This window comes from Bhargavaea ullalensis, assembly GCF_042432615.1.
Taxonomy (GTDB): Bacteria; Bacillota; Bacilli; order Bacillales_A; family Planococcaceae; genus Bhargavaea; species Bhargavaea ullalensis.
This window is the reverse complement of sequence record NZ_JBHLWY010000036.1, coordinates 1-15,065: the sequence shown is the minus strand read 5'-3', so window position 1 is coordinate 15,065 and position 15,065 is coordinate 1. Positions and strand designations below refer to the sequence as shown.

11 protein-coding genes are annotated in these 15,065 nt (G+C 55.8%); 9 read left to right on the top strand and 2 right to left on the bottom strand.

What is annotated here, in order from left to right; translation table 11 throughout:
• The first annotated feature begins 18 nt into the window (after positions 1–18).
• The 8 genes from ACFFIY_RS08425 to ACFFIY_RS08390 all read left to right on the top strand — a co-directional run bounded on the left by ACFFIY_RS08425 (position 19) and on the right by ACFFIY_RS08390 (position 9,844).
• On the top strand, positions 19–636 hold the full coding sequence (locus ACFFIY_RS08425; RefSeq protein WP_354198827.1) for a GGDEF domain-containing protein: 618 nt from the start codon (positions 19–21) through the stop codon (positions 634–636).
• 68 nt (positions 637–704) lie between these two features.
• Positions 705–1,943, top strand: coding sequence for a hypothetical protein (locus tag ACFFIY_RS08420; RefSeq protein WP_354198825.1), 1,239 nt, complete (start codon positions 705–707; stop codon positions 1,941–1,943).
• Entirely contained in the window at positions 1,940–2,827 is an 888-nt protein-coding gene (locus ACFFIY_RS08415; RefSeq protein ID WP_354198823.1) for a hypothetical protein, read from the top strand. Before ACFFIY_RS08420 ends, ACFFIY_RS08415 begins: the two co-directional genes overlap by 4 nt.
• Before the next feature lie 4 nt (positions 2,828–2,831).
• On the top strand, positions 2,832–4,661 hold the full coding sequence (locus ACFFIY_RS08410; protein WP_376837232.1) for a DUF2194 domain-containing protein: 1,830 nt from the start codon (positions 2,832–2,834) through the stop codon (positions 4,659–4,661).
• The gene (gene pelF / locus ACFFIY_RS08405) at positions 4,658–6,115 is read left to right on the top strand and encodes a GT4 family glycosyltransferase PelF (RefSeq protein WP_354198819.1); all 1,458 of its coding nucleotides are present in this window, start codon (positions 4,658–4,660) and stop codon (positions 6,113–6,115) included. The genes ACFFIY_RS08410 and pelF overlap by 4 nt, the downstream gene beginning before the upstream one ends.
• Positions 6,078–7,532: an exopolysaccharide Pel transporter PelG gene (gene pelG / locus ACFFIY_RS08400; protein ID WP_354198817.1), complete on the top strand. Its 1,455-nt coding sequence runs from the start codon at positions 6,078–6,080 to the stop codon at positions 7,530–7,532. Before pelF ends, pelG begins: the two co-directional genes overlap by 38 nt.
• 201 nt (positions 7,533–7,733) lie before the next feature.
• Positions 7,734–8,555 (top strand): glycoside hydrolase family 191 protein, encoded by an 822-nt coding sequence (locus ACFFIY_RS08395; protein WP_354198815.1) that lies wholly within the window; start codon positions 7,734–7,736, stop codon positions 8,553–8,555.
• Between the two features lie 320 nt (positions 8,556–8,875).
• Complete coding sequence (locus ACFFIY_RS08390) at positions 8,876–9,844, top strand: NAD-dependent epimerase/dehydratase family protein (RefSeq protein ID WP_354198813.1); 969 nt, start codon at positions 8,876–8,878, stop codon at positions 9,842–9,844.
• Between the two features lie 48 nt (positions 9,845–9,892).
• On the opposite strand, the gene ACFFIY_RS08385 is transcribed toward ACFFIY_RS08390, so the two are convergent.
• Positions 9,893–10,999 (bottom strand): BTAD domain-containing putative transcriptional regulator, encoded by a 1,107-nt coding sequence (locus tag ACFFIY_RS08385; protein ID WP_354198811.1) that lies wholly within the window; start codon positions 10,997–10,999, stop codon positions 9,893–9,895.
• 168 nt (positions 11,000–11,167) lie between these two features.
• Here ACFFIY_RS08385 and ACFFIY_RS08380 point away from each other — a divergent pair, with 168 nt between their 5' ends.
• The gene (locus tag ACFFIY_RS08380; protein WP_354198809.1) at positions 11,168–14,191 is read left to right on the top strand and encodes a histidine kinase; all 3,024 of its coding nucleotides are present in this window, start codon (positions 11,168–11,170) and stop codon (positions 14,189–14,191) included.
• A gap of 16 nt (positions 14,192–14,207) precedes the next feature.
• On the opposite strand, the gene ACFFIY_RS08375 is transcribed toward ACFFIY_RS08380, so the two are convergent.
• A complete protein-coding gene (locus ACFFIY_RS08375) occupies positions 14,208–14,570 on the bottom strand; it encodes a YbgA family protein (RefSeq protein WP_354198807.1) in 363 nt (120 codons plus the stop codon).
• Positions 14,571–15,065 lie beyond the last annotated feature (495 nt).

Here is a 15,065-nt window from a genome sequence, read left to right as displayed (position 1 = left end):
TGGGAGGGGAGATCGCCGATGACGCTGAGAGAGGACATGGAAAAGTGGACCGATCGGACAGGGGAGTGGCCGGCGAAATTGGAAATGGAGGTGGAACTGGAACTGGAGCGGCTGCGACGGCTTGTCTATGAAGACGAACTGACCGGGCTGCCGAACATGCGCAGGTTCAGGGAAGAGATCCGCCGGCGCCTGCAGGACCAGATTCCGTTCATGGTCTGCTACATCGACCTGGACCGGTTCAAGCTGGTGAATGACCGATATGGGCACGAGACGGGAGACCTGCTGCTGAAAAGTGCCGGGCTGAGGATCGACCTGGCGGCAGGAGAAGGGGCGGGCGTATACCGCAAGGGCGGAGACGAGTTTCTTTTATTGTCGGAGGATGTCGGGTCGGCAGAAAATATTTTGGAGCGCCTGCACCTGGCATTCCGTTCCCCGTTTCAGGTGGGGGATCAAACGCTGATGATCGGAATCAGTGCGGGATATTCGGTTCACCCGGACAACGGACGGGATGAAGACAGATTGCTGCACCTGGCGGATCTTCGGATGTATTCGGCCAAGCGGCAAAAACGTGCGGCCGGCATGTCTTTTGGCGAAACCGGCCGTTTACCGCAACAGGGCCGGTTGGGGGCGGAATGACGGCGATATCCGTCAACCCGTCCAAGCCATCGGAAGTATGAATCACTCAAAGCCAGAAGGGAGATCAAATGATGATGTCAGAAAAGAAGAGACCGGTCAGGATTGTGCTGGAAATCACTGCCGCACTGGCCATCGTCGGGGCGGCCGCCGTTTTGCTTGGCGGTCATCTTGAAAAGCTTGTCCTGTTCCTCCTGCTTTCGCTGTTTGTGATGCTGTTTTCACTGAAATACGGCATTTTTGCAGGGATTGCGACATTTGGCCTGGCGGTCGCATTCCAGATCGGCCTGGGGCTTTATCGCTCCGAGGATGTGGTGCTTTTCTTTGTTTCGCGCAATTTTATGTTTGAAACGACGTTCCTTGCCGCCGTTGCAGGGATTGCCGGCGTGTTCAGCATGAACCGGAAAGACCGCTTTGCAGACATCAGCGAGCGGCACGACCATTTGGTGAAGGAGAAACAGGAACTGCAGGAGACGGTGAAAGTGCTTGAGGAATCCCGCCAGGAGCTGAAGAGGCGACTGCTGGAGCACGACAGCCATCTCGGAACGATGTATGAGCTGTTCAAGGCGATCAATCACCGTCATCCCGAAATAGTCCTTGACCGTGCACTTGACGTCATGAAGGAGCACTTCGGGGCGAAGGATGCAGCCGTTTACTATGTGGACAAAACCAAATCCGTTCTCCGGCTGAAAGTGGACACAACCGGCCGGTCGGGGATTTACAGGACAACGATCCGGGAAGAGAAGCCGCCGGTGCTCAGGAAAGCGCTGGCAGAAGAGTTCCCGCAGTTCAGATCTGCGGAGGACCCGGCGGATGCACCGTTTCTCGCAGGACCGGTGAAGGTAAGCGGAGAGATCCGTTTCATGCTCGTGGCCGGCCCGTTGCCGTTTGACGCGGTTTCCAGCCAGCAGTTCGACCTGTTTGTCTGGTTCGTCAAATGGCTTGGAGAGCGTATGGAGTCCGCGGATGAGTGGATGGAAAGCAACGGGGAGCGGATGCATCCCGGAACGGCCATCTACTATTCCACAGAAGTTCCATTTCTCCGGCAGCTGTGTGAAAACCGCCAGAAAAAATATGGGGTTCCCTACACATACAGTGAAATACCGGCGGATGGCCTGTCCATTTATGAAGTTCAGGAGGCGGTCGGAAAGCGGGTCCGTGAGCTCGTCAAAGTGGACATTGTCGCATTCGATGAAAAACGGAAAGTCGTCCATCTTCTCCTGCCCAATACAAACAAAGAGGAGGAACAGCTGGTGCTGGAACGGGTGCAGCAAGGCATTAAACATTGGAAGGAAGGCATCCTGCTATGAACCTTGCCGTTTTGTACTTCGGCTACGCGGCCGCCGTCCTCCTGGTCGCCCGTTTGGCCATGAAGCATCAGCCGCCCGGGAAAAAAGGATTGCTTCTTTATCTGGGGATCCTTTCCGTCATATTTCCGGTTGCCGGCCTGGCCTTTTCATTGTGGGCCTGGCACAGCCGGGACAAAAAAACGGGGCAGGAAGACTGGTTTGAGGAGTATGAACGCTATGTCCATTACAAGGCGGACAATCTCACCCGGCTCCGGGTGCGGGCGACATCGGATCTTGAGCTCATACCAGTCGCCTCGGCACTCCGGTACAAGGAAAACAAAATCCACAAGCGGCTGATCAGTGAAATGGGTGAAAGTCCGATGGGGAAGCGGGGGCAGCTTCTGAAGGAGGCGGTCCGGCATGAGGACTATGAAACGGCACATTATGCAGCCACCATGCTGAACACGTTCCAAAGCCGGTTTGAGCAGCGCGTCCGCATGCTGACTGCAGGTCTTTCCGGAGATCCGACGACTTATGTCCGCCTCGCGGAAACATACGCCGATCATATCGAGAGCGGATTTGTGACGGACAATCAGGAACAGGAACTCATCGGCGCGTACCGGTCGCTGCTGGAGGAAGCCGCCGGCCGTTTTCCGCAGCAACCCGAGTTCGCCCGGCTCGAAGCAGACCAGCTGGTCCGGGACGGAAAGGTGGAGCAGGCATTCCTCGTTTATCAGTCACTCCTGGGGGCTCACCAGGCGTATGCCCCCGCATATGAAGGGGCCATCCGGTGTCTTTATGAAATGAAAGATTGGACGTCGCTTTATCAAATCGTGGAACTGGCCGACGAAAGAGGGATCGGGCTCTCAGACCGATATCGGCAGTTTGTCAAAGGAGTGTCATGAGAAGGTGAAAAAGTATGCGCTCGTCTGGATCGGACTGTTGCTCATCATGACGATCGGCTCGATATTGTTTTTCCGGTCTGAAATCTTCCTTGCGTCCATGGCACCGGTTTCCGATGAAGACGGACAGGAGGTGGCAATTCTTTCGACGGAGTATGAAGGAACCGGAAATACGCTTCGGCTTTACGTGGTGGAAGGGGAAGACCGGATGGCGGAGGATTTTGCCGGTCAGCTGGATTATGCCGCCCGTTATTCCCGGATTAAACTCGAACGGGCCTCACCCGGGGAAATCGCCGGGATCGAGCCGGATCCATACACGGGGCTGCTGGTCAGCGGCACGGCCATCAATGAATTGGACGTGCCGGCAATCAGGCGGTTTGCAGAGCTCGGCGGCCGGGTGTTCATCGCAAACAGCTTTTACTTCTCGAAAGAGTGGGAGGAACTGCTCGGCGTGGAAACCCGGGGCGGCTATGAAAGTTTCAAGGGCATGACATTCAATCGGGAACTGTTCCCGGGATATCCGGATTTCCCCGCGGACACCGAAGCCTTTACGCACAGCAGCATTCAAGTCAACCTGAAAGACACGGCGGACGTCTGGATCGAAGCGGAAGGAAATCCGGTTTTTTGGATGAATCCGGTCGGCGAAGGCAAGGTCGGCATGTGGAATTCGGCAATCCTGACCGGTAAAATGTCGCGCGGCCTCATGATTCAGTCGCTGTCGGTGCTGTTTCCGGCATTCGTTTCGTCGCAGGCCGGAACAGAAGTGGTTTATATTGATGATTTCCCGGCTCCGGTCCCTGCCGGCACGCTGGAAGGCACCAACCTGCTGGATCAAACCGTGTCGGTCCGGGATTTCTACAAACATTACTGGTGGCCCGACATTGAAGCGATGATGGATAAGTACGGCATCAAACTGACGAGCGGCTCCATCATCACTTATGAAGATGAGGTCAACGGACCGTTCAAGAATATGGAGGACAGCATCCGGCAGCCTTATGTATATTACGGCCGCAGCCTGCTCCGGCAGGGGGGCGAAATCGGCTATCACGGTTACAACCACCAGCCGCTCGTCCTCAAAAACACCCATGTGGATCCTCAGCTCGGCTACAATTACTGGCCGGACGAAAACAGCATGCGCCGTGCAGTCCGCGAGCTGAAGGGGAACGTCGAAACCTTCTTCCCGAAGCAGACGATTGAAACATACGTCCCTCCGTCGAACATCATCGATGAAACGGGCATCCGTGTGCTCGCAGAGGAGCTGCCGGAGCTCCGGACGATCGCATCGCTTTATATCGGCTCCTCCCAAAACGGCAGTCTGATCCAGGAATTTGAATATGACGGGACTTACGAAAACGTGTTTCATTATCCGCGGGTTACAAGCGGCTATTCACTGAGTCTCACAGACCAGTTCCAGATGGCGGATGTCATGGCACATGTGGGGATCGTCTCCCACTTTGTCCACCCCGATGATGTGCTCGACGATTACCGTTCGGACGGGCGGACGTGGAAGGAACTGTCGGGTGACTATGAAGACTTGCTGAAAAATGTCCGGACATGGTACCCGCAGCTGAAGAGCGTCACGCAGAAGGAAGCGACGGCAGCGATGAAGGCTTATCTTCAGTCGGACGTCGAGGCGACTTTCTCGGACGGGATGATTTCCATCGCCTGCAAAGGAGTTCCCGAAACAGCTTCCTTGCTGATCCGGCTCGAGGACGGAAAAGGGCTGAAGACCGGGGAGTTTGAGGAGGCGGAAGTGTTGGAGGCGGCGGAAGGGCTGTATTCCGTCCGGATGAAGAAACCGGCGGCCGAGCTGGAAATCCTGGAGGTGGAACGATGAAAGTCGGCATAGTGGCAGAAGGAAGCTATCCGTTCGTCAGCGGGGGCGTGGCTTCCTGGATCCAGACGATGATGAAGCAGATGCCCGAACACCAATTTGTAATTTACGCCATCGTCCCCCGGCATGAACCGGATGAAGAGATGAAGTATGAGCTTCCGGACAATGTGGCCGGCGTGGAAATCATCCCGCTTGAAAAGACGGAGACCGTGCGGAAACGATCAGAAGTGAAACTGACCGCGGAGGAGTGTGGGATACTGGAAGATTGGTTTTCTTTCCGTTCGACGGGCGCGGGGGCGCTGAAGATTTTGCAGGATCGCAGCAAAGTGGGAAGCGGCACTTCCTTTCTCGACAGCGAGGTGTTTTACTCGATCGTGAAAAGCTGTTACCGCCTTGAGGACGGGAGCGCGTCGTTCCTGGATTATTTGTGGATGATGAGAGCGATGTACAAGCCGGTCCTGGCGCTGCTTCAGGAAGAGCTGCCGGAAGTGGACTTGGTCCATGCAGTGTCGACCGGCTACGGCGGTCTGCTTGGAAGCGTATTGTCGATGCGGTTCGGCTGTCCACTCATCTTGACGGAACACGGTCTGTATACCCGGGAGCGGGAAGAGGAGATCATCCAGGCGGATTGGATCCCGCCGATCTGCAAGGACAGATGGATCCGGTTTTTCCGTCAGCTTTCCGAAGAGGCCTACGGACAGGCGCACCGGGTGATTTCACTGTTCGAGCGCAACCGGGCATTCCAGCTTGAAGGCGGCGCTTCTCCGGATTCACTCGAAGTCGTCCCGAACGGCGTGGACTTGTCCGTCTATGAAAATTTAAGAAAACCGCGGCCGGAAGAGAGAATGGTCATCGTGTCGGTGCTCCGGGTCGTGCCGATCAAAGACGTGAAGACGATGATTTATTCTGCTTGGCTGCTGAAAAAGCGCGGAGTGCCGTTTGAGTTCCATCTGGTTGGACCAAGGAAGGAAGACCCGCTTTATGCGGAAGAATGCGCGGAGCTGATCGCCCGGCTGGAGCTGTCGGACGAAGTGTTCCTGACCGGACCCGGTGACGTGCAGGCGTATTTGAGGCAGGCGGATGTGCTTGTGCTGACAAGCATTTCAGAAGGGCAGCCGCTCGCCATGCTCGAGGGGATGGCGGCGGGCATCCCTTGGGTGACCACGGATGTCGGCTCATGCAAAGAGCTGATCGAGGGAACGGAAGCGGATCCGTTCGGCCCGTGCGGCTTCTGCGTGCCGCCCGTGTCGCCGGAAGCCGTGGCGGACCGGCTCGCCTGGTTCTTTGACCATCCGGAGCAGCTGCATGTATACGGTGACGCGGGCCGGGAGCGGATCCGGGCCTATTACCAGCTTCACGAAGTCGTCTGGCGCTACCAGCAGATTTATCTGGATGCCGCGGGGAAAAGGAGGGAGACGCATGGCGGGAATCGGGTTCCAGCTGCAGAAAATGTTTAAGGATGACCACTTCTCAAGCAATGCAAAGGCATACGGCTACACGGCGATGGTCACGGCCGGCCCGTGGCTCGTCGTTCTGGCGACGCTGCTCATCATCCAGCGGATTCTGCCATTCTCGAAGACCGCGGATTTCGACGGGCGGCTCGTCGTCGCCTCGATTTCCTATTGTTTTATCTTCTCGCAGATCATTTTCGGCGCACTGCAGCTGATCGTCACGCGGTATGTGTCCGACCGGCTCTATGAACGGGACACAAAATCGCTGTTTTCCGTTTTTCTCGGCGCGCTGATCGTGCAGGGGGCCGCGGCTCTCCTGCTTTGGCTGGTGTTCTGCCTGTGGTCCGTCCTGCCGGGGATGTACAACCTGTTGCTGCTGTTCCTTTTCATGTCGCTTCTCATCATCTGGACACAATCGGTGTTCCTGACAGCCGCCAAGCAATACATGACGATTGTCCGGGCGTTCGTGACGGGCGGCGCAACCGCGGTCCTGCTGACGATCCTGCTCAGCATCACGACGATTCCGGACAGGCCGTTTTTGTATGAGGGGCTCGTCGTTCTGGCTTTCCTTGCCGGCATGATGGTCACGGCCTTGTTCCTTTCCCGGATGCTGATCGGGATGTTCCCGGAATGGGGAACGCGGGATCTGTTCAAGTTTCTGTCCTACATCGATGTGTTTCCGCATCTGATGTGGACGGGCCTTCTGTACAATGCGGGACTGTGGGTGTGCAACATCATGATCTGGTTCGGGGCGGGAAGCACGCTCATCGCCGGGACGTTCAAGGTGCATCTGCAATACGACACCGCCATTTTTCTGGCATATTTGACGATCATCCCGACGTATATGTTCTTCGTGGTGTCCATCGAAACCCGATTTTATGAGAAATATAAGCGGTATTACGGCCTGATCAACAACGGGGGAAGCCTCGGTGCGATCGAGCAGGCGATGAAGGACATGCAGGGCACACTCGCGGGGGAGATCAAGCGGCTGATCCGCAACCAAAGCATCGTGACGTTCGCCGCCATTTTGCTGACGGTTCTGTTGTTCTTCAACTATGGCCATGACAGCGACTTTTTGTTCATGAGGCTGTTCGGCTATGTCGGCGCCTTTTCCAATGCGCTGCTGCTCGTCAATATTTTATTGATGCTTTACTTTGAGGACCGGAAAGGGGCCTTCCGGTCGGCGGTGATCTTTTTCATCATGAATGCAGTGCTGACCTACATTCTCCTGCCGACCGGCGAGAGCAACTACGGACTCAGTTTTGCAACCGGTTCTTCCATCGCGTTCATCTACTCGCTGAACCGCCTGATGAACCTGATGGATTCGATTGAATACCATGTATTCACGCCGACGCAGCCAAAGGGCGCTGCCGGCTTCTTCACGAGGTGGTCGGTGCGTCTGAGCGAGCGGTTCAACCAGTAGGCTGGAAAAGCGGGCGGCCCGGCCTCCGGATGGGGAAACCGGTCGGGGTGATCCGCTTCCCCGGCGAATGAAATTTTCCTGCCCGTCTTGTTCGGGGATTTGCCGTTCAGCCGTCCGGGTAATGAAAGCCAAACAGCCGGGCGGCAGACGGCGGCATCCGCAAGCCGATGCGGGAACTCGATACTGGAGGAGGAACCGTTCATGCACTGCACGGGAATACCGGGATTGCTGGCTCTCTTTTCTTCACTTTGGCTTTACGGGAGCGGGGCGGGTGAGGTTCAGTTGAATGGAATGATGGACGGGGCACCGTCCTATAAGATTTATTACGGCGAAGCGGATCCGCATGCGATTGACGTCTTGTCCCACTATGGACTTGCCATCATCGAACCGGACGCCTTCACGGAAGAGCAGGTCCATGAACTCCAGCGACGCGGTACCCGGGTGCTCGGCTATGTGAGCGTCATGGAACTTGAGGAACCGCTCGCCGGACAGGTGAATGAAACCGACTTTCTTCTTGATAAAGGCAAGCGCTGGTACATCAAAAAGTGGGACACCTATATGATGGATATTCGCGAAGCCCATTACCGGGATGTCGTCATGGGGAAAGTGAGAAAACAGGTTGCCGGCAAAGGGATGGACGGCGTGTTTTTTGATACTGCGGGCAATATCGATGATTACTTCATGAAGAAAAAGGCCCTCCAGTCGGAGCTGCGTGAAGGCTACATGGAATTGCTTCGGCAGGTCGGCGGGGAGTTTCCGGATCTGTACATCATGCAGAACTGGGGATTCGGGACGGTCAAAGCCGGCTCGCTCGAGTACATCGACGGCGTCATGTGGGAAGACTTCGGCAAATGGGACATCATGTGCGATGAATGGTCCCGGGAATGGATCGCCTACTTCCGATCCAAGCAGGACCGGCTCGATCTGCTGACGGTCACAAAAGACAGGGCTTCCTACGAGTACAGCCGGTCGCTCGGCTTCCTTCCGACATTTAACCAAAATGATATTTATGATGATCTGTAAGATTTGTGCACGGGGCAACCGGTCTTGGTTTGTCCCTTTTTTATTGCAGTGGGAGGCGGGGGCGGCTCGGACGGATTGGGCTGTGAACAGGAGGGATCGGGCATTGCGTCGTACAGGTGGTGTGCCGGACCGGACCATCTCAACTTTCTCCTGCCATCTGGCCGACTTTTGACCGGAAGAGCCTTTCGCCCTAATCAACTTCCTCTTTGTCGAAATTTGTTTAAGAGTTTTTTAAGTGATTAGGCCTATTCTATGAAAAAGGCGGGTAGAAAAGTAGGAGGAATCCTCTTTCTTTTTCGCCGGGATGAGGAGGAGAAGGAATGAAAGTACTGATCACCGGTGGGTATGGTTTTATCGGTTCTCACATCGCGGAGCGGTTCCACAAGGAAGGCCACGGCATTTTCATCATTGATGATTTATCGGCAGGCGAGACAAAGAATATCGGGTTTCCCCACAGTTCGCTGATCTGCGGGATAGAAGACGACAGCTGCGAGGATTTCTTTAGAACCCATTCATTTGACGCGGTGATTCACTGTGCGGCGCAGACGAGTGTGCAGTACTCGATCAGCAGCCCGAAGAAGGACGCCGAGACGAATGTGCTCGGGCTGGTCAATATGTTGGACCTTTCAACAAAATACGGGGTGAAGAAGTTTGCCTTCTGCTCGTCGGCCGCGGTGTACGGGGACAATCCGAACCTTCCGCTGAAGGAAACGGAGACGCCGGATCCCCTTTCCCCTTACGGCATCAGCAAGATGAACGGAGAGTTTTATTGCCTGAAGTGGGCGGAGCTCTACGGAATGGAGGCGCTCGTTTATCGTTTTTCGAATGTGTACGGACCGAGACAGCAAATCAGCGCGGAAAGCGGCGTGATCACCATCTTTGCAGAAAAGCTACTCGCCGGGGAGCCGATCACCGTATACGGGGACGGCAGGCAGACACGAGATTTCGTCTATGTGGGCGATGTTGCCGAAGCCATGTACCGGGGGATCATGGATCATTTGAGCGGCGTTTACAATCTTTCCGGAAACACCGAAACGACGATCCGGGAGCTGATCGGCATGATGGCCGGCAACTCTCCGGAAGTCCCGATTGTCTATGAAACGGAAAGAACCGGGGATATCCGCCAATCCAGGCTGGATCACCGCAAACTGAAAAAAGCGCTCGGCTGGGTGCCTTCCACTTCTCTGGAAGACGGCCTTGCGAGCCTGGCAAGCGCCAATGCAGAGCGGATGGCTTTTCGAACTCATATGGAATCCTCATCCGGGGGAAGCAAAGAATTGCCGGTATGACAAACACCCGCTGCCTGCCGTACAGCGGGTGAGATTTAAAACGGGCAGTCAGGCTTTGCTGAGCAGCCTGTAAAGTTCCGTCAGCCGGGCATCCGGGTCGATGCCGAGTTCTTCATCGAGGAGGCGGACGTGCTGTTCATACAGCCTGAGCGCCTCCATCCGGTTGCCCTGCTGGACAAGGACGAGCATCCGGTTTCTGATGCTCCGGTCCAGATAAGGATCGTGAATCTGCTGCAGATGCAAATACTCCAAAGCGCGCTCCAGATCTTCCTCCTGGTAAAAATCGATCAGACGGTCCAGCAGTACGATGACCTGCCGGTGAATATCTTCGGCTTGCTTGGTTGCCCACGGATAGGCTTCCTGCTCGAAAAGACGGCCTTTGTAGGCTCCGACCGCTTTTTCCATGGAACGGATTCCGGTGTCTTCGGCGCTGGCCGCGCGGATCAGATCCAAATCCAGCTCAAGCGGGCCGGGGGTCAGCGTGTAACTTTGTCCCGAAAAACTGATGGCCCCCGGGTGACCCGCCTGCTCCAGTGTTTTTCTCAAGTGGGACAAGCAAGTATGTAAATGGATTTTCGCTTTTTTGTATTGTTGCTCGGGCCAGAGGGAGTCGATTAAAACATCCCGATGGACCGGGATGTTGCGCTGAACAATCAGGAAGGCGAGGAGTTCCTTGACCTTAGCGGTTTTAAAGGCAAGAGGACGGCCTCCATAAAAGGCGCGGAACTCGCCGAGCGTGGTGATGCAAAGAGGATTCGGAGCCGGAGCCGGCCGTGCGGATTCCCTCGCATCTGCCACCTTCCCTTTTAAACGGGCAACGGTCTTGTTCAGGCGGCCGGTTGTAACCGGTTTCAGAATATAGTCGATCGAGTCGAGCTCAAACGCCCGCACTGCATATTCTGAATGGCCCGTCACGAAGACGATCTGCATGTCCGGGACCCGGTGCAAAATCTCTTCGGCCAAATCCAGTCCGCTGACAGGTCCCATTTCAATATCGACGAATGCTGCTTCGGCTGCATCCCTTTCCAGATTTCCGAGCAGTTTCGCGGGATCGGTATAGGTATTGATGATTTCTATCTTGCCGGTCTCCGACAATTTTCGGCTCAGCGTCGTAAGAGCCAGTTTTTCGTCATCGATCAAGACAGCACGGATCAATGGAAACGCCCCCGATCACAGATGGAGTGTTCAATATGTTCAGTATACATGAGTGAGAGAGAAAAATAAGGAAAAGACGGTATCGAACAGGATAACGGTTCATCGCCTTGGGATTATATGAGCGACCGCCTATGCGGAGCGGTGGAGGGGGAAAGGAGCAGACGAGCGGTGAAACGGTTTTTCTTCATCTTCCTGTCCGCGGTCATTATTCTTCTGACGTTTCTTGAACTGGCCGGAGATCGGTCCCGCCATCCGGAAGTCCCTGTCCGGGAAGGACAAGCCGCTGCAAACTGGGCACCCGGCGACCGGCCGGTGGCACTCAATGGGGAGTGGGCGTTTTATGACGGCGAATTCGTTGATCCGAAGCGTCCTCCCGAAAATTCCCGAGCGGACCGGCTTGCCCGGGTTCCCGAAAAAAGGTTCAGCGGCAATAACGGATTCCACGAGGGGACATTCCGCATTTTGATCGACGTTGGGCGTGACGGATATTTTGGTTTGAAGATCGGGTCCATCCGGCAGGCCAGCCGGGTGTACATCAACGGATTTCCGGCAGGCGATCTTGAAGGGGCCCGGAGCGAAGCGGAGGCGTCGTTCAAGGAAGGACCCTACATGGCATTCGGGAAAAGTGAGGACGGAAAGCTGGACGTGATCATCCACGCCAAAAACAACGGTCTCGGAAACGGAATGTTCGTCCGCCCGATTCTCTTTGGGGGAACGGAAGCGATTGTCCTTCAAAGCACCCGTTCCAAAGTTCAGGATGGAATGATCACCGGCGGTTTTTTCCTGCTAAGCCTGATCGTCCTGCTGCATTATCTGATCGGGAGAAGAGAAGTGCATGAACTGTTTTTCGCCCTTTTTTGTCTGGTGCTCGGCGTGTATGTTGCGACGGTCGAAGAACGGCTGGTCTATACCGTGATTCCGGAACTTTCCCCGTTCGTCCTTATCAGCGTGCAGATGAGCGCACTGGTGCTGTCCACGATTTTGTACGCTTTGTTTATTGAGCGGCTGTTTATGGGGAGGACAGGCTCGCGACGGGGGACTGCGCTCATTCTCTTGCTCACCGGTTTTGCTGTTTTGCCATTGGTGCCCGGTTTTACGGAATTTACCATGCAGAAATTCCCGATCCGTGTGAATCTGGGTGTGATCTTGTCGATCCTTGCCGGTGGATATGCATATGCCATCGTGGCGATGGTGAAGGCTTTCACGAAGAAGAAAATCGGAGCGGAATATTTGCTCGTCGCAACGGTTGCCTTCAGCTGCTATGGCCTGATGCTGTGGCACAGCTTTTTGACGGGCAAGGCGCTCGGGATGATCCCGCTCCTGTTCTTCGCGTTGATGAGCCTCATGTTTGGCCTCTTCATTGCAGGCAAGCGTCAGCAGGCGATTGACCAATCTGCACGGCTTTCGGACGAGCTGGCCGTGCAGGACCGATTCAAGAGACGCTTCCTTGTCCGGACGGCACACGAAATGGAAGGGCCTCTTTCCGACATGCTGGCGGAAATGGAATCTTTGATGGGCGGCGAGGAAGGGGACTTGAACCGGGCCCAGCAGGAACGTGCCCTCTCCATCGGCAGGAAGGGAAGGCGCCTGCAGCGCGCGATTGAGACATTGAAATACGCAAGTGATGATCAGCCTGTCGGAAATCTGCACCCCGAATCCATCTCGGCCGCGGTGGTACTGGAGATGATCGAAGGAACGGCGGCGATGCTTGAGACGGAGGATTCGGTGCCGATCCGGTTCGAAGTTGAACCGGGTCTTCCGGCGATTTGGGCTGATGAACAAAGCCTCAGACAGGTTCTCTTCCATGTGACTTCATTTGTGCTGAGGACGACGGAAAAGGGAGAGATCCGCGTCTGCGTGAAAGAGGAGGGGGCGAAGGTGCTTCTTCAAATTACGGGATGTGAGTCTCACCGGCTGGAGACCGCCCGCCTGTTTGATCCGTTTTATCATAGTTCCCGTTCCGGGAAGGCAGACGAAGGAATGGATCTTGGACTTCCGATCGCCAAGCGGCTTGCCGGTCTCATGGGCGGACAGATGACCGCAGCGGACTTGCCGGACGGGAAATGCCGATTCACTTTGGAATTGCCTTCAGCAGTGGGGAACGGAAAGGAAGCGGGAGGCGCGGATCCGGCAATGCGTCCGGCCGTTTTGCCGGCCGGGTGGACAGGCGAGGGCAGTTCGGGTATCCAGGTGTTGCTTGTTGATGGCAGTCCGGAACGGCTCGGCAGGTTCCGAAGGCTGCTGGAAGGGGAAGGGCACCGGGTATTTACCGTGCAAAGCGGAATGAATGCCATTGCGGAGCTGCGGCACAGCCGGTTTGACCTTGCCGTTGTCGGCGTCCGCCTGCCCGACCGGTCGGGCTACAGCGTCTCGAAGTGGATCCGGCGGCGCCATCAGGCAATCGAGCTGCCTGTGCTCCTGATTGCTGAATTAAACGAGCTGGTCGGCAGTGCCGCGGCGGACAATGACAGCGTGACGGACTTTGTCTCTCCTGCCGCGGAGGACGCCAAGTTCCTCTCAAGGATCCGTTCGCTGCTGGCGATGAAAAAGACAGTGGAAGCGTCCGTGCAACGAGAGTTGTCCGGCTATCACGGGCAAATCGTCCCGCATTTCCTGTACAATACGCTAAACACCATCATCGGTCTCAGCTACGACGATCCGGACCGGATGAGAGAAGCACTGGAGCATTTGTCTGTGTATTTCAGGACAAAGCTGGACTATCAGAAGCAGCAGGGGCTGGTGACGCTGGAAGACGAAGTGGAACTCGTGCGTTCTTATTTGGCGATCGAGAAGCTTCGCTTCGGAGACCGGCTGACGATTTTCGAGGATGTGGATGAAACCGTGGAATGCATGATTCCTTCCATGACCATCCAGCCGTTTGTCGAAAATGCGATCAAACATGGATTGGCGGGCAAGTCGGCAGGAGCGGAACTGAAGTGGTCGGTGAAGCGCTCCGCGGGCATGGTGGAAATTTGCGTGTTTGACAACGGCGCCGGAATCCCAGATGAACAGCAGAAGGTGCTGCTGGGCGAAGAAACCGGCCGGATCGGCTTCCGCAACCCGATGCAGAAAATCCGTCTGATCGCCAACTCGGAATTCAAGCTCGAGAGCGCGAAAGGAAAGGGGACCCACATTGTCATCCGGCTGCCTGTCGGTGAGGAAACTGTAAAGAGGCGGGAAGTACCCTGCTAGGTCAGTGAGCAGCGGGTCATCGAAGAACCGTGCTGTCCAGCAGATACTGAACATTATATTTTTCCGCGAGGGAACGGATGAACGCCAGCCGTTCTCTTTCATTTTGTCCGGAACCGTTCTGCTGAAGGCGGCTGTATTCCTCGCGTTCCTCCGGGGTGGCTGTTTTTTTGAAATACCCCCACATGTGCTGGAAGGCATTCGTCCGGGAACCGGCGGTCGGCGGTGTTTGTTTGGCTTCATTGATGAGCTGATCCAGTTGGACGGGCGTGCAATCCCCCTTCAGCGCTTCGCGGATCTTTTCATAGTGTGCCTGACTGTGGTACATCACCAGGTACTTTTCCTTGCTCCATTTCTTTTCCATATCTCGGCGTTCGGTCATGGGTGAAGGAACTCCTCTCGTTTGAGTGTGGTGTGAAAGCGCTTGGTGGAGATCAGCGGCCGTTATCCCGACATTCGGGAACCGTCTGGCGTTATCCCGACATTCGAGGTTGCTATCCCGACATTCGCGGGCGGTAACCCGACATTCGTGAGGTGAATCCCGACATTCGGTAACCGTCTGGCGTTATCTCGACATTCGAGGGTGCTATCCCGACATTCGCGGGCGGTAACCCGACATTCGTGAGGTGAATCCCGACATTCGGGAACCGTCTGGCGTTATCTCGACATTCGAGGGTGCAATCCCGACATTCGCGGGCGGTAACCGGACATTCGTGAGGTGAATCCCGACATTCGGGAACCGTCTGGCGTTATCTCGACATTCGAGGGTGTTATCCCGACATTCGCGGGCGGTAACCGGACATTCGGGCGGTCAATCCCGACATTCGGGAACCGTCTGGCGTTATCCCGACATTCGAGGGTGTTATCCCGACATTCG